This is a genomic window from Rhodanobacter sp. G2-10 (assembly GCF_055809185.1).
This window is the reverse complement of record NZ_CM147900.1, coordinates 3358566-3378168: the sequence shown is the minus strand read 5'-3', so window position 1 is coordinate 3378168 and position 19603 is coordinate 3358566. Positions and strand designations below refer to the sequence as shown.

Sequence of the window (19603 nt, the reverse complement as noted above, 5' to 3'; positions counted from 1 at the left end):
TGCGGGCAGAGGCGCTCTTGCTATTATCGCGGCATGGGGAATTGGAAGCCTTTGCACAGGGTCGTGATCGGGCGCAGTCGTGGGGTGCGCGGACCCGACGCCATGGAAATGGGCGTCGTGGCCGTCATCATCGCGGTCGTGATGGTCATGGCTGCGTGCTTCGGCAGGCAGCTCTTCCCCATGGTCCGCACGCTCGATGCGCTGTCGCTCGCGTCCGGGCCCGCCTACAACGAAGTCGTCTACCACGCCGTGCATGGCCGTTGGCCATCCGCGGACAATCCGACTATCGTCACCCACACCAGCCGAGGCAGCCATGTCAGTCGCCTCACGCTGGGCGAGGATGGCGTGATTACCGCGCAATTGATGGTCGACGCGGCTCAATCAAACGCGGCGACACCTTTGGCGGCCGGCGTTCACACTGTCCCTGCGGCGCTGTCTTTCCGACCGCAATTGCTGGGCTCGCCGGACGCGCCCACGATCACCTTCCTGTGCGGCTATGCGCAACCCGTGGTCGGTCAGGCTGCAAGCGTCGGCACCAACATGACCACGCTGCGCAAGCAGGATCTCCCTCCCTTCTGCCGGTAGACACGAATGACTGCAGTGAACATGGACGATCAACGGGACTTCGTGACGCGCCAGTACGCGAACCTTGTCGCCAGCGGCCTGAACGCGGACGCTGCGCGGGCACGGCTGGAGGAGGTGCTGGGCAAGCCCGCAGTGCAGTTCCTCGACGCTCGCGGCGACACCACGGAATCCGGTGAGAGCGTCACCGCTGCGCCATTGATGGAGGCGGCCAGGGCGCTGGGCGGAAGCCCGGCAGGCACCCAAGCCGCTTTCCTTCACTCGCTCGCCGAAGCCTATCTGCTCGCGCTGGACTGGTGGCGGCCGGTGCGAACTTTTCTGCTCTACATCCTGTTTCTGCTTTGCCTTGCGTTGTTCATCGCCATCATTTACGCGACGTTCGTCTTGCCGGCTTTCAGCCACCTCGACCTGGCGCTGGCGATGCGTGGTGGCGCCGCCGGCTGGATCATGGGGCAGGGCGCGATACGCCTGTTCGCTCCGCTGATCGTGATGGCGATCCTGTTCGCGCTGCTGGCGATGTCGTGGTTTCGCATGCGCTTGCGCATCGCGCGACTCGTTCCCTTCAACGGCATGTCGCGCATCGCGTCCATGCAGGGCCACAGCGGCACGGCATATCAGGCACTCCTGTGTCTCGAATACGCATCCGCGCTGAAGGCCGGAGGCGTGGCGGAAGCCGCGGTCATGGACCCTGCCCGACGCCTCGCCCGGTGGCCGCCGCAAAAGCCGCTCCAATGGCATGGCAGCCCTGTGGGTGAAGGACTGCAACAGGCACAACGCCTCGGCACGTTTGTCGCGGAGTTGGAATGGCAACGGCGGTTGTACTGGTCGCAGGCACAGTCGCAGCTGGAGCTGTCGCGTGACCGGCTGATCCTGTTCTCGCGCGTTCTCTTCTACCTTCTCATCGGCATCATGGTCACGGTGTTGTACCTCCCGATCTTTTCGGTCGCCAGCATGTTTGGAGTGCATTGACGATGTCACGCAACCGCGGGTTCACCCTTATCGAGCTGATGATCGTTGTCGCCATCATCGGCATCCTGGCGGCGATCGCCATTCCGGCCTACCAGGACTACGTCATTCGCGCGCAGACCGCGGAGGCGTTTTCGCTCTCGTCCTACGCCAAGCCCAAGGTGATCGACTACTACCAGCGCTTCGGCCGCTTCCCGGCGGACAACCGCGCTGCCGGCCTGCCGTCGGCGGGATCAATCATTGGTCACTACGTCGGCTCGGTGAGCGTCGATCACGGCGCCATCAACGTCACCTTCCGCGACCAGGGCATCAACACCGCCTTGCAGGGCCAGAAGCTGTCGATGCGTCCGCTGGTGGTGCAGGGCAGCCCGCGCAGCCCGATCGCCTGGGCATGCGGAACCTCCCCCGCGCCCTCCGGCATGTCGGTGGTCGGGCAGGATCGCACGACGCTGAAGGCCACCTTTCTGCCAACGGCTTGCCGCGGGCCGTAACCGGTGCGGGTGCGCGGGCGCCACAGCCAAGTGGGTTCGTCTTGTCCTTTGAAACGTGATTGAGATCGCCGGATCGTTTCGGCGAACAGGCAGGCGCGGCGACAGCGTCGGGCTGCGTCGGCATCAATGCGCCAGGTCGATGGCGTAGACCGCCGTCCCGTCGCCGTTGTCTTTCAGCATGCGGATGTTGGTCAGGCCGGCCGCTTTGGCCACGTCGAGCTTGCCTGCCCGACCGCTGAATACCACGGGTCCGCGTGTCTTGATCGGGGCAAAGGTCCACGAGGCGGGCTCAAGATCGCTGGCGGTGATGCTTTTTTTGCCTTCGATCCACTTCGCCAGGATCTCGCGCGTGCCATCGGGCGCGGCCAGCACGATGTTGCTGCCGTCGAGGCCGGGGAAGTGGCCGCCGCCGCTGGCGCGATAGTTGTTGGTGACGATGACGAACGGCTCGGTCGGGGTGACCGGCTTGCCGTTGTACGTGAGTGAGGTGATGCGCTGGCCGACCGGTTTGGAGACGTCGATGACGTAATGGATGCCGCCCTGGATCTGGTCGAAGTTGTAACCGGTGAAGTGGCTGTTGATCAGTTGCTGCGGGGCGCTCCTGGCCGGGTCGATGCGGTTGAAGCGCTGGGCGGACTTTTCCAGCCAGGCCTTGAGCCCGGCGCCGTCGGTCTTCACCGCGGCCAGGGTGTTGGGATAGAAGTAGAGGTCGGCGGCGCTGCGCAGGGTGAGCGGGCCGGGGGGTACGTCGGTGTAGTCGTCGGGGCCGCCGAAGCCGCTGCGGAAGGTCGCGGCGGCGGACAGCACGGGAACGTCGGCCAACTCCGGGTGGGTGCGCGGCAATTCGGTGCGGACGTAGTCGATCTGCGCGGCGTTGACGGCGGCCAGCGCGCTCATGTTGCCTTCGTCGGCGAAGTAGCTGCTCAGGTGCACGCTGCTGCTGCCGATCGGGGTGTTGACGTAGGCAATGGCGGCCTGGTGCACGGGGTCCACCAGTGGCGCGATCGCGGGATCGGGTGGTACGCACTCAAGCTGCTGCGAACCGGGCTTGGTCGGGTCGCCACTCTTGCTGCAGATCGGTCGCACTTCGCTGTGGGTGTTGTCGAGATCGACGACCCAGCGCCCATCGCGACGGTTCAGCACCAGCGCGATGACCCCCAGATCCTTGCCGAAGAAGCCGCCCATCACGGCGGGTACGTTGCGCACGAAGCCCAGATGCGCATCGACGTCCTTCATGCCGGCATAGCGCGGGCCGGGGAACTCGGTGTGCGAGTGGCCGAGCAGCAGCACGTCGATGCCGGGCACGCCGGCGAGGTACCAGCCGGCGTTTTCCATGTCGTCGTTGTAGGGGTGGGTATCCAGACCGCCGTGCAGGATGGCCACGATCAGGTCGGGGTGCTCCGCTTGCAGCTCGGGCAGGTATTTCTTCGCGGCCTCGACCACGCCCATCACGCTGACCTTGCCGGCCAGGTTGTGCTGGTCCCATTGCATGATCGGCGGCGGCGTGAAGCCGATGATGCCCACCCGCAGCGGCACGCTGATCTCGCTGCCGTCGGGTGTCCACGCCTTGATGTTCCTGGTGACGATCGTCCACGGCTTGAAGATCGGCTTGTCGTCACGCGCGCTGAACACGTTCGCCAGCACCAGCGGGTAGTGCGGCCCGGCGCAGTGGTTGCTGTGCCCGCCCTCCACGTTCATCGGCGTGCCGGTGACCTGCGACAGGAAGCCCAGGCCGTAGTTGAACTCATGGTTGCCGAGCGTGCCGCCGTCGTAGCCGACCGCGTCCATCGCCTGGTAGATCGCCAGCTCCCGATCGCAGGCGACCGGCTTGACCAGTGCCTGGTAGTCGGCCAGCACGCTGCCCTGGATGGTGTCGCCGGCGTCGAACAGGAAGTTGTTGGGAAACTCCGCGCGGGCGCGACGGATCAGCGTGGCGGTGCGCTCGAAGCCCACGGTGGGGTCGGGCTTGAGCTTGTAGTAGTCGTAGCTGAGCACATTGGAGTGCAGGTCGGTGGTTTCCAGGATCGCCACTTTCGCGCGCGCGCCTTCGGGTGCCTTGCCCGACTTCCAGGGCAGGCTGGAGCAGCCGGCGAGCAGCAGGGTGCCCAGCGCCAGCAGAGCGATGGTGGGGGAGGTCGGGCGTGCAGACATGGATGGTTCCGTGGGCGTGCGCAATCAGGTCGTCAAAATTAGCAGATCGTGGTGACGGAGAGCGTACCCGGCGCCGGCAGCGGCGAGGTCGGATGCACGGGAAGGCTGCCCGCGACCGCGGCAAGATCGTAAGATGCCCTGCGGTGGCACGCCGTCCAGCAGGGGACACTCCAAACTCATGCTTCAAATTTCCTGGCATCGCGCGCGCGGTCCTGCGCTTGGCGTGGCGGCGCTCGTCGCATTTGCGGGCTGCCTGGGGCTGACTGCGTGGCAGGAGCCGTTGCCGCTGCAGCGCGCCTTCATCGCGGCGCTGATGCTGTGCACGGTCGGCGTGTTGCTGTGCCTGTTCGCGCGCTTCGCCACCGCGCTGCTGGTGGGCGGCGGTGTGTTCCTTGCGCTGAAGTTCATTGCGGTGATGAAGCTGCGTTACCTCGACGAGCAGTTGATGCCGTCCGACTTCATCTATTACGTGCGCAGCAGTCTGCTCGATACCTTGCGCCACTATCCGCATCTGTATCTGCTCGGCATCGGTCTGGTCGTGCTGTTGCCGCCGCTGCTGTTTTTCACCTGGCGTTGGGATTGGCGCGTGCTGGAGAAGCTGCCGGCTGCTCGCGCGCAGGTTTTGCGTGGCGCCGGGCTGGCGCTCTGCGTGCTGGCATTCTGGTGGTGCATGTTGCCCAGCGGTCCGTTCGCGGCGGTGCATGCACGCAACACCTGGGAGAAGCTGTCCGATGACGCGCACCTGACGAACTTTTTCGTCAGCTTCCGCGATGCCCAAGTCGCGTTGCCGGTGATGAGCAGCGAAGCACGGGCCGAGCAGGCGTGGGGCGCGACCGCGCAAGGCATCCCGGCCACTCGGCCGCCGCCGTACCCGGACATCGTGCAGGTGCTGGAGGAGAGCACCTTCGATCCGGCGCCTTACACCGATTGCAACGTGCCCGCCTGCCGCACGGCGATGTTCGAGGCCGACGCGCGCACGCGCGGCACCGGCATCCTGCGGACGCACACCTTCGGCGGGGGTACCTGGGTCAGCGAGTTTGCGGTGCTGACCGGCATGCCGCAGGACATCTTCGGCCCCGGCGGCATGTATGCGCCGTATGTGCTGGCGCCGCGCGTGCGCGATGCGCTGCCGCAGGCGTTGCGCCGGCTCGGCTATCTCACCATCGCGATCTATCCCACCGTCGGCAGCTTCATCAATGGCCGCAATGCCTACCGCGCCTACGGTTTCGACCACCTGTACGACGTCAACGAGCTCGGCCTGGACGAGTGGGAGGAAACCGACAAGCAGATGTTCGACGCGGCCAAGCGCGTCTACGACAAGGTGAAGAAGCCGGGCCAGCCGGTGTTCGTGATGATCCTGACGCTGAACCAGCACGGGCCGCACGATGACGATCCGATGTCGAGCCTCCCTGTCTCGTTCCGCAACCTGCTGCATGGTCTGAAGCCGGCGGTGGCGCTGAACTTCGATACCTATCTGTCGCGCCTGCACGATTCGGATGTGGCCATGCGCGGATTGGAGCGCGACTTTCTCGAGCGCGCGCAACCGACCGTGCTGGTGCACTTCGGCGACCACCAGCCATCGTTCGACGGCATGATCCGCGACTTGCCGCGCAGCCTGCCGCCCGCGCTGCAGCCGTATCGCGACTACCTCACGTATTACATGATCAAGAGCAACTTCGCCGGCCCGTCGCTGCCGCATTACCCGATGCTCGACATCGCTTTCCTGCCCAGCATGGTGCTGCAGGCGGCGGGGCTGCCGCAGGATCCGTATTTCGCGGCGCTGACCCAGCTGCGCAACCGCTGTGACGGACGATACGACGACTGCGCCATACCAGGCCTGCTCAATACCTACTACGGCTGGATATTCGGGCCGCTGCACGAATATCGCTGAGGGCTGCATTTCGCGCCGCGCCACTGACCCCTGGGGTCAGCAAGAGACCCTGAGGCGTCGTGCCTCGACGCCAGCGCCGTGCCGGCGGCAGGGCGCGGCCCGATCCGCATGCCTTGGGGCTGGCGGCCTGCCGAAGGTTTGCGGCGGGTCTGGCCGCTGCTGGCAGGTGTCTTGCTTGCCTTGGCGGCATGAATCGCCGTGACCGGATACCGCCATGCCAGCCATGACCCGATCGAACGATCCGCGCGCCAGCGCGCCGGACGATGCCGGAGCGCTGGAACAGCAGATGGCCGACCTCGACCTGTCGGCGGCCGACAAGCGCTTCCTGCGCACGCTGCACCAGACCGAGAAGCGGCTCAACGACGCCTTTGACGAAGCGCATCAGTCGGGTGACCTGCAGCAGCAGGTGAGCCGGGTCTACAAGCAGTTGTACCGGCCGGACTGACGCCTGCGGCACCGCGTGGGCATAGCGCTTATGCTGCAGCTTCCTTCCCGTCGCTGGAACGTCGTCCGTGCCGGTCGCCTTGGTTCAGCCTGAAAAACCACTTGCCGCCAGGGTCCAGGTCATCGCGCATCGGGGTGCGCCGGCGTGGCGGCCGGAACACACGCTGGCCTCGTATGCCAGGGCGATCGTCGACGGTGCGGACTTCATCGAACCGGACCTGGTGATGACCAGGGATGGCGTGCTGGTGGCGCGCCACGAAAACGAGATCGGCGGCACCACCGACGTGGCCAGCCATCCCCGCTTTGCCGGGCGCAAGACGACCAGGACGATCGACGGCCGCGCCGTGAACGGCTGGTTCACCGAAGACTTCACCCTCGTCGAGCTGAAAACGCTGCGCGCACGCGAACGCCTGCCGCAGCTGCGCAGCACGGAATACGACGGCGAATTCCAGATCATGACGCTGGAGGAGATCATCGAGTTTGCGGCGGCGGAGTCGATGCTGGCGGGTCGCCCGATCGGCGTCATTCCGGAAATCAAGCACGGCAGCTACTTCCAGGGCATCGGTCTGCCGATGGAGGATCGGTTGCTGGCGACGCTGGCCGCGCATGCGTACACGCGCACGGCGCCGGTGGAGATCCAGTCGTTCGAGATCGCGAACCTGAAGTACTTGCGCCAGAAGCTGGGAGATCGTCATCCGAACATGCGCCTGCTGCAATTGCTGGATGTGCCGAGCGCGCAACCGTACGACGTGACTGCTGCCGGTGGCGATCTGGACTATGCGCGAATGATGACGCCGGACGGGCTGCGCGAAGTCGCTCGCTATGCCGATGCGATCGGCCCCGACATCAGCGCGATCAGGCCGTACGCGCGTGAGGGCGAGCTCGGCCAGCCCACGCGGTTGGTGCCGGACGCGCACGCGATCGGTCTGGAAGTGCATCCCTATACGTTCCGCCCGGAGAACCGGTTTCTTGCGAAGGAATTCTGGCAGGGCAACGATCCGCGCACATTCAATCGGGCCGGTCTGGTCAATCAGATCAACGCCTACCTCGATGCCGGCGTCGATGCCTTGTTCACCGACGATCCGGCCAGCGGGCGCGAGGCGGTCGACGCGCGCTGAGCCGCGCGGCTGCCGCTTGTGCGTGCCTACCGGCTGCGAGAAAGGCCGCTATGATCGAGTCATCTCCGCCATTTCGGCAGCCATGGTCGCCGCGCCTTCTTTCCTTGCATCCCCGGCACGCACGCGCGGTATCGCGCTGGCCGTGAGTTGCGTCGCCACGGCCGCCATCCTCGGCGGCACGCTGGCAGACGGCGCAACGGCGTGGCAATGGCTGCACTGGATCGCCAAGCCGCTTACCACGCTGTGCATCCTCGCGGCCGCGGCCTGTGCCTGGCCGCCGGTGTCGCTGCGTTATCGGGCGTGGATCGTCGCGGACATGGCGTGCTCGCTGGCGGGTGACATCTTCCTGATGCTGCCGGCGGATCTTTTCCTGGCCGGGCTGGTGAGTTTTCTGCTGGGACATCTGTGCTTCATCAGCGCCTTGCTGGGCGACAGTCGCCTGGCGACACGCCCGTTGGCGTGGGTCATCTGCCTGCTGCTGGGCGGGGCCAATATCGCGTTGCTGTGGCCGTCCATTCCGGCCGCGCTGCACCCGGCGGTGGCGCTGTACGGTTTGGTGTTGTCGGCGATGGGCGCGCAGGCGCTGGGGCGTGCCTGGTTCCACGCCGGCGATGCGCTGGCGCGACCGGCGCGACGTGCGGCGATCGGCGGGTTGCTGTTCATGCTCAGCGACAGCCTGCTGGCATGGAACCGCTTCCACAGCGCCCTGCCGCTGACGACGCTGTGGGTGCTCGGGAGCTACTATGCAGCCTTGTGGTTCATTGCCCGCTCGGTAGCGCAGGACGAGGCTGCCGTGGTGAAGGGCCTGGTGCAGACGGGTGGCAAGACGTGAATACCTCCGAACTCATCATCACCTGGGCGACGCCGTTCTTTTTCGTGCTGATCGCGATCGAGTTCAGCGTGGCGCGACTGCGCGGTCGCCGCGCGTATCGCAGCAACGACACCATCAACAGCATCGGGCTGGGCGTGATGTCGCAGATTGCCGGCGTGTTCATGAAGCTGCTCACGCTGGGCATCTATGCCTGGTGCGTGCAGCATCTTGCGCTGTTTGCGTTGCCGGCCAGCAGTCTGTGGGTGTGGGTCAGTGGTCTGCTGCTGTACGACTTCCTGTACTACTGGCTGCACCGGATGGGTCACGAGGTGAACATCCTGTGGGCGGCGCATGTGGTGCATCACCAGAGCGAGGAATACAACCTCTCCACCGCGCTGCGCCAGACCAGCACCGGGGGTCTGCTGGGCTGGATCTTCTACCTGCCGATGGCGCTGCTCGGCTATCCGCTGGAAGTGTTCGTGGTGATCGCGCTGATCGATCTGCTGTACCAGTTCTGGGTGCATACCGAGCAGATCGGCAAGCTGGGCTGGTTCGACCGGGTGTTCTGCTCGCCCTCCAACCATCGCGCGCATCACGCCACCAACGACCGTTACCTCGACCACAACTACGGTGGCATCCTGATCCTGTGGGATCGCCTGTTCGGCACCTTCGTCGAGGAGGATGACGTGGATCGCCCGGTCTACGGCACGCGCTCGCCGCTGCGCAGCTGGAATCCGCTGTGGGCAAACGCCGAGGTGTACTGGGCCGCGGCGGTGGATGCCTGGCGCGCGAAGCGCTGGCGCGACAAGGCACAGATCTGGTTCCGTCGGCCCGGCTGGCGTCCGGCCGACGTGGCCGCACGCTTTCCCAAGCCGGAGTACGACCTCAGGCGGGAGCGCTACGATCCACCGATACCGCCCGCGCTGGCCGTTTACTGCCTGCTGCAGTTCGCCATGCTGCTCGGCATGGCCACGCACTTCCTCGGCCTGACCGCGCACGCCGGCCTTGGCACACTGGTTGGCTACGCGTTCTATATGGTGGCCAGTCTTTGCATCATCGGCGCGTTGATGGAGAGCCGGCGTACGGCGTTCTGGCTGGAAGGCGCGCGCACCTTGTTGACGGCCGTGGTGCCCCCGCTCCTGGGACGCTGGTTCGGTGTCGCCCATTTGGACACCTATGCGACGGCGGCCTTCGGTGTCGTGTTCGGGGCAAGTGCGCTGGTGTTGCCGTGGATGGCCGGTTTGCGTCCGCGCGAAGCGCTGCCACGTGATGCTGTCATCGGCTGAGGTGCCGCATGCTCAAGGCAGCACTGAACAGGTCGAGATCAAGTCTTGCGAAGTTCCGTGATCTGCATGGTTAAAGAGTGGATCAACGCTTTGACGGCAGCGCGTGGTGTCGATGTGGGGCATGCGAAGCAACAGCAAGAGCGCCCCCATCCGCCCTGTCGGGCAACTTCCCCCGCGTTGCGGGGGAAGGAATGGTTCACGCAACCCGTGCTGCATGGTTGTTCGCAGGTTTTCCTTCCTCCGTTTACGGTTGAAGGTGCCCGACAGGGCGGATGGGGGCAGCTCTCACAAGCCGCGCTGAATCAGTCGATTTTCCGCTCCGTCCACCGCAGACTTGTGTGGTCCGTTCTTGTTCGAGACGCGATCAGCGCTACCTTGAACAAATGCCACGCGGGTCGCAAGCTGCACCACGCTCTGGTCGTCGGGGCATGTCCGTGGGGCAGGTCGTTTGGACGTCCATACGTTTGCAAGTGGCTGATTCCAAGGGCTGGCGGTAGCCAAATTTGATCGACTTGTTATGCTGTGCGCTGTTTTCAAGGGGAGTTCCATATGGGTTTCTTCCGCAATTTGGTACGTAGCAAGTCGGTTGCGCAGCTCCAGTCGGAAGCTGGCGCAAGCAAGGATTTTCGCCGCACGATGGGTGTGTGGCAGCTCACCGCCATCGGCGTGGGCGCGATCGTTGGCGTGGGTGTATTCGTGCTGGCGCCCAACGAGGCGGCGCTCAACGCGGGTCCGGCGATCATTCTCAGTTTCCTGGTCGCCGGCATCGGCAGCGCCTGTGCGGCGCTTTCCTACGCCGAGTTTGCCGGCATGATCCCGGTCACCGGCAGCGCTTATACCTACGGCTATGCCGTGCTGGGCGAATTGCCCGCCTGGATCATCGGCTGGGATCTGCTGGTCGAGTACGCATTGATCGTGGGCGTGGTGGCCGCGGGCACGTCGAACTACCTGCAATCGCTGATCACCCAGGTCACCGGCCTGCACATGCCGGTGTTCCTGCAAGGCGCGTACGATCCGGCGCACCCGGACAGCGGGCGCGGCATCAACCTGATTGCGATGGTCGTGGCGCTGGGCGTGGCCGCGCTGCAGGTGGCGCGCACCGAGGTCGGCGCCCGCTTCAACACCGTGGTGGTGACGCTGAAGGTGCTCGGCGTGATCCTGGTGGTCGTGGTGGGCGCGTTTTTCGTGAACACGGCCAACTGGACCCCGTTCATCCCGCCGCTGGTGCATGACGCCGCGGCCACCGGTGGCACGCGCTACGGCATGGGCGGCATGCTCGCCGCGGCCAGCATCGTGTTCTTTGCCGTGTTCGGCTATGACACCCTGACCACCGCGGCCGAGGAGTCGAAGAATCCGCAGCGCGACCTGCCGCTGGCGGTGGTGGCTTCGCTGGGCGTGGCGATGGCAATGTACCTGGCCATCTCGCTGGTGCTCACCGGCATGGTGCCGTACAACGGCTGCATCGATCCGTCGCAGGTGCCGGGCCAGTGCACCGAGATGATCCTGGCCAGCCAGGCGCCCGTCAGTGCCGTGTTCGCCGCGCGCGACCTGAACTGGGTCAGCGGCATCATCAACATCGCCGCGGTGTGCGGCATCGCCAGCGTGGTGTTTGCCTTCATGCTGGGTGCGGCGCGCATCTGGTTCGCGCTGTCGCGCGATGGCCTGTTGCCTGCCTGGTTCGCCAAATCGCATCCGAAGTACGGCACGCCGCACCGGCCGACCATCGCACTGGGCGTGTTCACCGCGCTCGCGGCGGGCCTGCTGCCGATCCGCGAGCTGGCCGAACTGGTCAACATCGGCACCCTGTCGGCATTCATCGTGATCTGTGCGTCCGTGCTGATCCTGCGCATCCGCCAACCCGAACTGGAGCGGCGCTTCCGCACCCCCGCACTGTGGCTGCTGGCACCGCTGGGCATCGTGTTCTCGCTGTTCCTGATCATCGGCTGGCCGTGGGTCACCAACGGACACTTCCACCTGATCGGCGGGCTGGACATCGTCACCGTGTGGCGCTTCGTGATCTGGATGGCGATCGGCCTGGTGATCTATTTCGCCTACGGCATGCGCAACTCGAGACTGGGCCTGACCGGCAAGTCCTGAGTCCGCTCAGGCTGAGGCGATGGCCGTGACCACGCGGTCGCGGCCATCGCGCTTGGCCTGGCGCATGGCCTGGTCGGCGCGGGCCAGCAGGTTCTCGATGCTGTCGCAGCAGCCTGGCGCGCAGACGGCCACGCCGATGCTGGCGCTCAGGTTTCCGCCGGGGTGGTGGCTGGCACGCACGGCCAGGCGCAGTTGCTCGGCACGCGCCAGTGCCTGGGCATGGCCAACGCCCGGCAACAGCATCGCAAACTCCTCGCCGCCGATGCGACCGATCAGGTCGCCTTCGCGCCCCTGCGTGCGCAGGCGGGCCGCCAGGGCAATCAGCGCCGCATCACCGGCGGCATGACCGTGGTCGTCGTTGATGCGTTTGAAATTGTCTGCATCCAGGAACAGCATCGCCACCGGCTGTTGCTGGTCGTGCGCCTCCTGCAGCGCGCGCCGGCCCAGGTCCAGGAAGCGGTTGCGCAGCAGCACGCCGGTCAGCCCGTCGGTTTCGGCACGCTGGCGCAGCAGGCGCTCGAGCTTGAACTGTTCAAGCATGGTGCGCGCCATGAAAGCGCGCAGCACCGTGGCCAGCGACACCGAAATCGCCATGTACACCGCGAACTGCAGCGTCTTCACGCCATCGCCGGTGTGCAGCAGCAAGGGCAGCGGCCCGAGCGCGCACAATGCCATCGCGATCAGAAAGTCCCAGCGTCCGAACCAGATCATCGACGAGGCCACCGGCAGCAGCAGGCCCGGCAGCGGCTCTCGTGCGCCCGGAACGCTGCCGAGACCGTTGAGATTGATGCCTATCTCCAGCAACACTACGCACAGCAGCGCCAGCATCCGCAGCGGCAGCGGCTCGCGGCATTGGCGGGCCGCGATGATCACCAGTAACAGCGGCGGCGCCGGAACCAGTTGCCATATCAGCTGGGCTGGCGGCGCGCCGACCAGGCCGCGCATCGCCACGCCCAGCAGGTAGGCGCACAGCGCCACGGCCATCAGCGCATGGATCATCGGACCCAACCGCTGCGCAAGATAACCCGCATAGTCGCGGTGGAATGCCGCGTCGTCGGGTGGTTGCCAGTGGGTAGGCTGGATGGGCACGGGTAGGGCGGTATCGATGCTGGTCAGCGTTGACGCTGGATCAAGCACAATGAATGCCAAAGCACCCGTCCCTGGGCGTGGCTGCAAGTCGCGCCACGATGTCCGTGACCTTCGGCAGGGGGTGCGGGCCGGCCCGGCGCACTAGCATCGGGAATCCGGCTGGGCATTGCGTGCCGCTGCAAGGCCCACTTTTCCCGGTTTTTCCGTTTCTGCGCCCACTTGCGATGTGTCCGGTCATGCCGGTGCCATCATCACCGCTTTGCCTTGGAGGCCTTCTTGAAATTCACGCGTTTCGCCGCCGTTCTCGCCGCCAGCGCCTTTGCCCTGGTCAGTCTCAACGTGATGGCCGATGTCCCGCCACCGCAGAATGTGCCGTACCAGGGCAGTCTGAAGATCACCGTGGACGCGACCGACGTGGCCCATCGCATTTTCCGGGTACATGAGGTGATCCCCGCCCGGCCCGGCCCGTTGACCCTGCTGTATCCGCAGTGGATCCCGGGAAATCATTCGCCCACCGGCCCAATCGACAAGTTTGCTGGCCTGGTGATCACGGCCAATGGCAAGACTTTGGTGTGGAAGCGCGATCCACTCAACGTCTACGCCTTCCACGTCGAGGTACCCGTGGGGGCGACGCAGGTGGAGACCCGGTTCCAGTACCTCTCGCCGCAGGACCGGCGCCAGGGCCGGGTGGTGATGACGCCGGAGATGCTCAACCTGCAATGGAACACGGTGACGCTGTACCCGGCCGGTTACTACGCCCGCCAGATCCCCACCCAGGCCAGCGTGAAACTGCCCGCCGGCTGGCAGGCAGGCACCGCGCTGGAAGTGGCCTCGCGCGACGGTGACACCCTCCACTTCAAGCCGATCGATTACGAGAACCTGATTGATTCACCGATCTACGCCGGCAAGTACTTCAAGCGACTGGACCTGGACCCGGGCGCGAAGGCATCGGTGCACATGGACATTGTCGCCGACGCACCGAAGTACCTGGAGGTGAAGCCGGAGCAGCTGCAGCTGTTCCGCAACCTGGTGCAGCAGATGTACAAGATGTACGGCGCGCATCACTACGACCACTACGACTTCCTGGTCTCGCTCAGCGACAAGATGAGCGGCAACGGCCTGGAACACCATCGGTCCAGCGAAGACGGCGTGTCGGCGGACTTCTTTACCGACTGGAAAGGCAATGCCTTTGCGCGCGACTTGTTCTCGCATGAGTTCAACCATTCCTGGAACGGCAAGTACCGCCGCGGCGCCGACTTGTACACACCCAACTACAACGTGCCGATGAGCGACACCTTGCTGTGGGTGTATGAGGGGCAAACGCAATTCTGGGGCCATGTCATGGCCGCGCGTTCGGGCTTGTGGAATGCCGAGCAGACCCGCGACAAGCTGGCCGAAGTGGCCGCCACCTACGACAGAGGTCGGCCCGGCCTGGCCAGCTGGCGCAACGTGCAGGACACCACCAATGACCCGACCATCGCCCAGCGCGCACCACTGCCGTACCGCAACTACCAGGCCAGCGAGGACTATTACTCCGCCGGCCAGCTGATCTGGCTCGACGTCGACGGCAAGCTGCGCGAGCTCAGCCACGGCAAGAAGAGCATCGACGATTTCGGCAACGCGTTCTTCGGCATGGACAACGGCCAGTGGAACGTCAACACCTACACCTTCGACGACGTGGTCAAGACCCTCGACGGCATCGCCCCCTTCGATTGGGGCAGCTACCTGCGTGTCCGGCTAGACGGCCATGGCCCGCTGATCGGCGGCATCGCCTCGCACGGCTGGAAGCTGGTCTATAGCGACAAGCCATCGGACGCCGTGAAGGCCAGCGAAAAACGCCGCGGCTACGGCAACTTCATCTACTCACTGGGCCTGTCGATCAACAAGAGTGGCAGCATCGGTGACGTGCTGTGGGACAGCCCCGCGTTCAAGGCCGGCATCTCGCCCGGCATGAGCGTGATCGCCGTCAACGGCCACGACTACGATGCCGACGATCTCAAGGACGCCATCACCGCCGCCGCCAAAGACAACAGCCAGACCATCGAGCTGCTGGTGAAGAACTTCAACGAGTACAAGACCGTGCGCATCCCCTACCACGGCGGTCTGAAGTATCCCCACCTGGTCCGCGACAGCAGCAGGCCCGACACGCTTACCACGCTGCTCAAGGCCCGCTGAGCCCCGCGAGACTTGTAGGAGCGCACCCTGTGTGCGATTGCTCTTGATTTTCACCAGGCGAGGGACCAGGAGCATCGCGCACAGGGTGCGCCCCTACAGATGGCCCGGATGCCTTGGGGCGGAACCGCCCCTGCACACGCATCTCGGCTATAATGCGCTCCCCGCGGTGCCGACCATCGGTTCGCGCGCGGTCACACAATGCGCCTGTAGCTCAGCTGGATAGAGTACCGCCCTCCGAAGGCGGTGGTCGTGGGTTCGAATCCCGCCGGGCGCACCATAAAATTCCGAGAATCAGGCCATCTTTGCGGGTGGCCTTTTTCGTTGTCCGGAGACTGGCAGCAAGACGATCAGCGCGAGACGAGTCCGTCCGCGCCCGGATGACGAACGTCCTGATACCAGGCAACAAAAGGCCGGCCGAGGCGATTCAAGATCAAGTCTTCCACCTTGCCGGCGAAGGCTGGCGCTCGGGCCGAAATCAGCTCTTGCCCGAGCCACCCGCGGTTGTGAGCAAGCTGCGCACCGCCGCGTCCAGCTCGCTGTCCTTGTTCCGGTACGACTCGCCCAGCGGGCGGCTGACCGGGATGTCGACGGGACGCGGGTGGCCTTCCATCGGCTGGCCGTGGTTGTCGGTGATGGTGATGAAGGGCAGGCGTACGGTGCCGCCGTCGATCAGCTTGCCGGCGGAGGTGTAGATGATCCAGCCGGCGGTGGGCTCGCCCACGATCTTGCCCAGGCCCAGCGCGCGGTAGCCTTCGGAGAAGTCCTCGCCATCGGAGAGGGTGACGCGGTTGGTGATCAGCACGGTGGGCCGCTCCAGCGCGCGCTGGCCCAGGATGCTGCGCGCCGGTTCGGCCTGGTCGAAGCCGCGGAAGGTCATGTTGAGATACGGCCGGCGCGAGAGCACGTCCAGCGCGTAGGCATTCACGAAGCCGCCGAAGTTGTTGCGGATGTCGATGACCACGCCATCGCGGGTGGCGTTCTGCGCGTCGAGGTCCTTGTAGAAATCCTGCAGCGAGCCGAACGACATGTCGCGCAGGTGCACGTAGCCGAGGCGTCCGCCGCTGGCTTTCAGCACGTAGGCGCGGTTGACCGCGGTCCAGTGCCGATACGCCAGCTCCGACAGATCCCTGGAGTCGATCGGCTTGACCGCGATGTCGCGGGCGTGGGCGCCGTTGACGTTGTCGGCGATGCGCAGGCTGACCTTGTCGCCAATGCGATGGGCCAGGCGCTGCGCCAGGTTGCTGTGCGCGTCCAGCGGCTCGCCGTCGATGGCCAGCAGGTAATCGCCGCGCTTGATGTCGCCGGTCACGTCGGCCGGCGACAGTGGCAATACCGCGTCGATGCGGAAACGGCCATGCTGCTCGTACTCGGCACGGTCGAATGTCAGGCCGAGCCGGCCGGTGATCGGCGTGCGGTGCTGCGGCGGGCGTACGCCGGAATGCGAGGCATCGAGCTCGCCGACCATCAGGTTGAGCAGGCGATACAGTGCCGCAGGCGTGGCGGCCGTGGCCACCAGTGGCGCGTAGGTGGCATGCACCTGGTTCCAGTCGACGCCGTGCATGGCCGGATCGTGGAAGGTGCTGCGCAGCCAGTGCCAGGCCTGCTCGAACACCACCCGCTTTTCGCTGTCGAAGTCCACCTCCAGCGCGGCGTCGACGGCCAGCGGCTTGGCATCGTGATTGCCGTCGAGTGCCAGCGACTTGATGCTGCCGGCGTCGAGGTAGAACACGCGCTTGCCGTCGTGGCTGAACTGCGCATCCTGTTTGTCGCCGGGCGTGCTGGTGAGCTGCCTGGCCACCGGCGGCTCGTTTGCCAAGGGGTCGAGCGACCAGCTGTAGAGGTTCGGCTTGCCGGCCACCTCGGCGGTCAGCAGCAGGGTCTTGCCGTCGGGGCTGACCTGCGCCGCGCCCACGTCGAGCCCGACCGGCAGCAGGCTCAAGCGCTCGCGGATGCCGTGGGTGTCGATGCGCACCGGCGTGTTGGCCAGCTTGTCGTCCGGCTTGGCCTGGTCATCCTTCGGCTTCTTGTCAGCGTCGGTCTTGGCCTTGAACAGATCCTGGAAGCGATCCTCGCGGAACTCTGGCGTGCGCGGCAGCAGGTCGACCCGCGCCACGCGCCCCTCTTCGGTGCGCTGGCCGGTGGTGAACAGCAGGCTGCGACGGTCGGGGCTCCACAGCACGTTGTCGGCATCGGTGTTGGCGAGCGAACTCAGGCTGACCTGCTTGCCGTCCGCCAGCGACACCGCCTGCACGTTGCGGAACATGCGCGGCCCCCAACTGAGGAAGGCGATCCAGCGGCCATCCGGCGACCAGGCAAACGGCGCGCTGGAATCGAGCGGTCGCGGCAGGTCGATCGGCGCCTTCACCAAGGTGCGCAGCTTGCCGCTGGCCAGATCCAGCACGCACAACTCGCGGTCGTTGCGCAGGAAGGCCAGTTGCTTGCCGTCCGGGGAGAACCGCGGCGCGGTGTCTTCGCCGGCATCGCTGGCCAATGCCGTTTCCTTGCCCTCGGCGAAGTCGTACATGAACAACTGACCGTGACCGCCGCGCTCGGAGCCGTAGACCAGCCGGCGGCTGTCCGGTGCCCACGCCAGGTCGTATTCCTCGGCGGTGGTGCGGGTGAGGCGGCGCGCATGGCCGCCTTTGGCCGCGTCAGTGGCGAACACTTCGCCGTGGGCGATCAGCGCCAGCTTCTTGCCGTCCGGTGACAGCGCGATCTGGCTGAAGCCTCCGGTCAGCTTCTCGTGTTTCGCCAGCGGACCACGAATGGCGCCCGCCAGCCGGATCGCCAGCGGCGTGGCCTGGCCGTTGGCCGGGTTCACGGTCCAGATGCCGAAGTCGCGCTCGAACGCGAGCAGGTTGCCGCTGGCCGACATGCTGGGCCACAGCACGCGGCCGTCGGTGAAAGAGGTCAGCGCCGTTTGGTTGCCGCCGCCCAGCGGCACGCGCCAGATGTTCTCGCTGCCGCTGCGGTCGCTCATGTAATAAAGCGTGCGGCCATCCGGCGCCCACATCGGCCATTCGGCGCGCGCGTTGTCCGGGGTCAGCCGGGTGTACTGGTGGCTGCCGTCGTCGCGCAACAGCCACACCGCACCTTCATCGATGTGGCTGCGGCCGTGGCGCCACCATTGCCAGTCGCCCATGCCGCCACCCACCAGCGCCAGCGAGGCACCATCGGGCGCGGGCGCCGCCATCGATTCATTGCGATAGCTTTCCAGCGACACCGGCATCGGCGTGCCGCCGCTGGCACGCAGGCGATAGACGCCAGCCATGCCGCCGACGTTGTCGCGCGAGGAGCTCAGATAGATCCACTGGCTGTCGCGCGACCACGCGTCGAGCTGGTTGCTGCCGTCGGCCCAGGTCAGCCGGCGCAGCGCGCCGCTGGCGAGGTCGAGTACGTAGATGCCGCTGCCTTCGCCGCCGGTATCGGACTGGAAGGCGAGCTGCTTGCCGTCAGGCGAATACAGCGGTCGTGAATCGTTGCCACCATCGTCGGCCACCAGCAGGTGCGCGTCACCGCCGTTGCTGGCCACGGTCCAGATGCCGCCGTCGGCCACGAAGGCGATCTGGCTCCCGTCGGGGGATACGGATGGTTGCGACATCGCAACCCTGGCTGCTGCCGGCGTGGCGGCATGCAACGGCAACGCGAACAGAGCAAACAGCATCCACGGCATGGAATGCAGGCGCATACGGGTTCCCCAGGCAAAAGGCCGGCGCCCAGTTTAGGTGTCCATGGCTGGGCGTGCCTGCACCATAAGTCATGGCCGCGGTGCGGTGACATGCGGGGAAAAACGGCCAGCCGGGCCGCGACGTGCGGGGAAGGTGGCGGGCCGAGCCCGCCCGACGCGTCAGGCGGTCACTTCTTGTCGATCTGGAAGTCCTGGCTGGCGACGGGCTTGCCATCGATGGAGATCTCCACCTTGTACTTGCCTTCCGGCCACAGGTCCGGGTTTTCCACCTTGAACGTGGTGATCGCCGGCCCGTCGGTGGCGACCGATTGGCTGATGCTGCTGACCAGCTGGCCGCGACCTTCGAGGTAGCGCCACTTGGCATTCAGCGTGGCCCCCGTGCTGCTGCCGACGGTGGCAACGCTGGCGTAGAGGGTCTTGTCATCCGACGCGAAGTGATCGGCGGCATGCGTGATCTCGTGGTTCGCGCTGACAGCGTCGCCCAGAGTCAGCTTGTCGAACGCGAACGGCGGCGGCGCGGAGCTGGCCGGCGTCGGCGCAATCATCGCGCTGCTGCCGGTGGTCGCTGGGCTCACCTGCGGTTTGCTGCTGCTGGCCGGCGCCGGTGCCGAGCTGGCGACTGCAGTTGTCGCGGCAGGGGCGGCACTGCTGGCGGCCGGTGGCGTACCGGGCGCGGGCGCTTCCGATTTGCCGCAGGCGGCAAGCAGCACCACGCTGGCCAGGCCGGCAGCTTGCAGGAGACGGGTCATCAGGCTGGATCGTTTCATCGGAACTCCACTGGCAATGGTGTCTTTCGTGCACCTGGGGTCAGGCT

14 protein-coding genes and 1 tRNA gene are annotated in these 19603 nt (G+C 65.9%); 11 read left to right on the top strand and 4 right to left on the bottom strand.

From position 1 onward, the window contains the following. Positions 1-102 precede the first annotated feature (102 nt). From AC0L58_RS15255 to AC0L58_RS15245, 3 genes are read left to right on the top strand one after another with little or no spacing between them, the layout of a single operon-like run. Positions 103-585, top strand: coding sequence for a hypothetical protein (locus AC0L58_RS15255; RefSeq protein WP_473684878.1), 483 nt, complete (start codon positions 103-105; stop codon positions 583-585). Positions 586-606: 21 nt separating this feature from the next. Continuing rightward, positions 607-1551 (top strand): hypothetical protein, encoded by a 945-nt coding sequence (locus tag AC0L58_RS15250; RefSeq protein ID WP_473684876.1) that lies wholly within the window; start codon positions 607-609, stop codon positions 1549-1551. 2 nt (positions 1552-1553) lie between these two features. After that, complete coding sequence (locus AC0L58_RS15245; protein ID WP_473684874.1) at positions 1554-2039, top strand: pilin; 486 nt, start codon at positions 1554-1556, stop codon at positions 2037-2039. Between the two features lie 123 nt (positions 2040-2162). Here the strand turns inward: AC0L58_RS15245 and AC0L58_RS15240 are convergent, their stop codons facing one another. Beyond that, on the bottom strand, positions 2163-4190 hold the full coding sequence (locus AC0L58_RS15240) for a bifunctional 2',3'-cyclic-nucleotide 2'-phosphodiesterase/3'-nucleotidase (protein WP_473684872.1): 2028 nt from the start codon (positions 4188-4190) through the stop codon (positions 2163-2165). A gap of 178 nt (positions 4191-4368) precedes the next feature. On the opposite strand from AC0L58_RS15240, the gene AC0L58_RS15235 reads away from it, so the two are divergent. The 6 genes from AC0L58_RS15235 (at position 4369) to AC0L58_RS15210 (ending at position 11837) form a co-directional block, all read left to right on the top strand. Beyond that, positions 4369-6081: an LTA synthase family protein gene (locus AC0L58_RS15235; protein WP_473684870.1), complete on the top strand. Its 1713-nt coding sequence runs from the start codon at positions 4369-4371 to the stop codon at positions 6079-6081. 214 nt (positions 6082-6295) lie between these two features. Beyond that, positions 6296-6526 carry a hypothetical protein gene (locus AC0L58_RS15230; protein WP_473684868.1) on the top strand — a complete coding sequence of 77 codons (231 nt, stop codon included), beginning with the start codon at positions 6296-6298 and terminating at the stop codon, positions 6524-6526. A 67-nt stretch (positions 6527-6593) separates the two neighbouring features. After that, the gene (locus AC0L58_RS15225) at positions 6594-7643 is read left to right on the top strand and encodes a glycerophosphodiester phosphodiesterase (protein ID WP_473684866.1); all 1050 of its coding nucleotides are present in this window, start codon (positions 6594-6596) and stop codon (positions 7641-7643) included. 142 nt (positions 7644-7785) lie between these two features. Beyond that, the gene (locus AC0L58_RS15220) at positions 7786-8475 is read left to right on the top strand and encodes a lysoplasmalogenase (RefSeq protein WP_473684864.1); all 690 of its coding nucleotides are present in this window, start codon (positions 7786-7788) and stop codon (positions 8473-8475) included. Beyond that, complete coding sequence (locus AC0L58_RS15215; RefSeq protein WP_473684862.1) at positions 8472-9740, top strand: sterol desaturase family protein; 1269 nt, start codon at positions 8472-8474, stop codon at positions 9738-9740. Before AC0L58_RS15220 ends, AC0L58_RS15215 begins: the two co-directional genes overlap by 4 nt. Positions 9741-10289: 549 nt before the next feature. Further along, positions 10290-11837 carry an amino acid permease gene (locus tag AC0L58_RS15210; RefSeq protein WP_473684860.1) on the top strand — a complete coding sequence of 516 codons (1548 nt, stop codon included), beginning with the start codon at positions 10290-10292 and terminating at the stop codon, positions 11835-11837. Positions 11838-11843: 6 nt separating this feature from the next. Here AC0L58_RS15210 and AC0L58_RS15205 read toward each other — a convergent pair whose 3' ends face one another. Continuing rightward, the gene (locus AC0L58_RS15205; RefSeq protein ID WP_473684858.1) at positions 11844-12926 is read right to left on the bottom strand and encodes a GGDEF domain-containing protein; all 1083 of its coding nucleotides are present in this window, start codon (positions 12924-12926) and stop codon (positions 11844-11846) included. 342 nt (positions 12927-13268) lie between these two features. Between AC0L58_RS15205 and AC0L58_RS15200 the strand changes: the two genes are divergently transcribed. Together AC0L58_RS15200 and AC0L58_RS15195 are read left to right on the top strand one after the other, a co-directional pair. After that, on the top strand, positions 13269-15101 hold the full coding sequence (locus AC0L58_RS15200; protein WP_473688760.1) for a M61 family metallopeptidase: 1833 nt from the start codon (positions 13269-13271) through the stop codon (positions 15099-15101). A 200-nt stretch (positions 15102-15301) separates the two neighbouring features. Next, positions 15302-15378 (top strand) — tRNA-Arg (locus AC0L58_RS15195). A gap of 198 nt (positions 15379-15576) precedes the next feature. On the opposite strand, the gene AC0L58_RS15190 is transcribed toward AC0L58_RS15195, so the two are convergent. After that, positions 15577-18789: a S41 family peptidase gene (locus tag AC0L58_RS15190; protein WP_473684856.1), complete on the bottom strand. Its 3213-nt coding sequence runs from the start codon at positions 18787-18789 to the stop codon at positions 15577-15579. Positions 18790-18956: 167 nt separating this feature from the next. Beyond that, complete coding sequence (locus AC0L58_RS15185; RefSeq protein ID WP_473684854.1) at positions 18957-19556, bottom strand: hypothetical protein; 600 nt, start codon at positions 19554-19556, stop codon at positions 18957-18959. Between the last annotated feature and the right edge of the window lie 47 nt (positions 19557-19603).

What these genes read in the sequence shown, in the direction of transcription:
- AC0L58_RS15255 (WP_473684878.1), top strand. Translation starts at nt 103, where the DNA reads ATGGAAATGGGCGTCGTGGCCGTCATCATCGCGGTCGTGATGGTCATG.
- AC0L58_RS15250 (WP_473684876.1), top strand. Translation starts at nt 607, where the DNA reads ATGGACGATCAACGGGACTTCGTGACGCGCCAGTACGCGAACCTTGTC.
- AC0L58_RS15245 (WP_473684874.1), top strand. Translation starts at nt 1,554, where the DNA reads ATGTCACGCAACCGCGGGTTCACCCTTATCGAGCTGATGATCGTTGTC.
- AC0L58_RS15240 (WP_473684872.1), bottom strand. Translation starts at nt 4,190, where the DNA reads ATGTCTGCACGCCCGACCTCCCCCACCATCGCTCTGCTGGCGCTGGGC.
- AC0L58_RS15235 (WP_473684870.1), top strand. Translation starts at nt 4,369, where the DNA reads ATGCTTCAAATTTCCTGGCATCGCGCGCGCGGTCCTGCGCTTGGCGTG.
- AC0L58_RS15230 (WP_473684868.1), top strand. Translation starts at nt 6,296, where the DNA reads ATGCCAGCCATGACCCGATCGAACGATCCGCGCGCCAGCGCGCCGGAC.
- AC0L58_RS15210 (WP_473684860.1), top strand. Translation starts at nt 10,290, where the DNA reads ATGGGTTTCTTCCGCAATTTGGTACGTAGCAAGTCGGTTGCGCAGCTC.
- AC0L58_RS15200 (WP_473688760.1), top strand. Translation starts at nt 13,269, where the DNA reads ATGGCCGATGTCCCGCCACCGCAGAATGTGCCGTACCAGGGCAGTCTG.
- AC0L58_RS15190 (WP_473684856.1), bottom strand. Translation starts at nt 18,789, where the DNA reads ATGCGCCTGCATTCCATGCCGTGGATGCTGTTTGCTCTGTTCGCGTTG.
- AC0L58_RS15185 (WP_473684854.1), bottom strand. Translation starts at nt 19,556, where the DNA reads ATGAAACGATCCAGCCTGATGACCCGTCTCCTGCAAGCTGCCGGCCTG.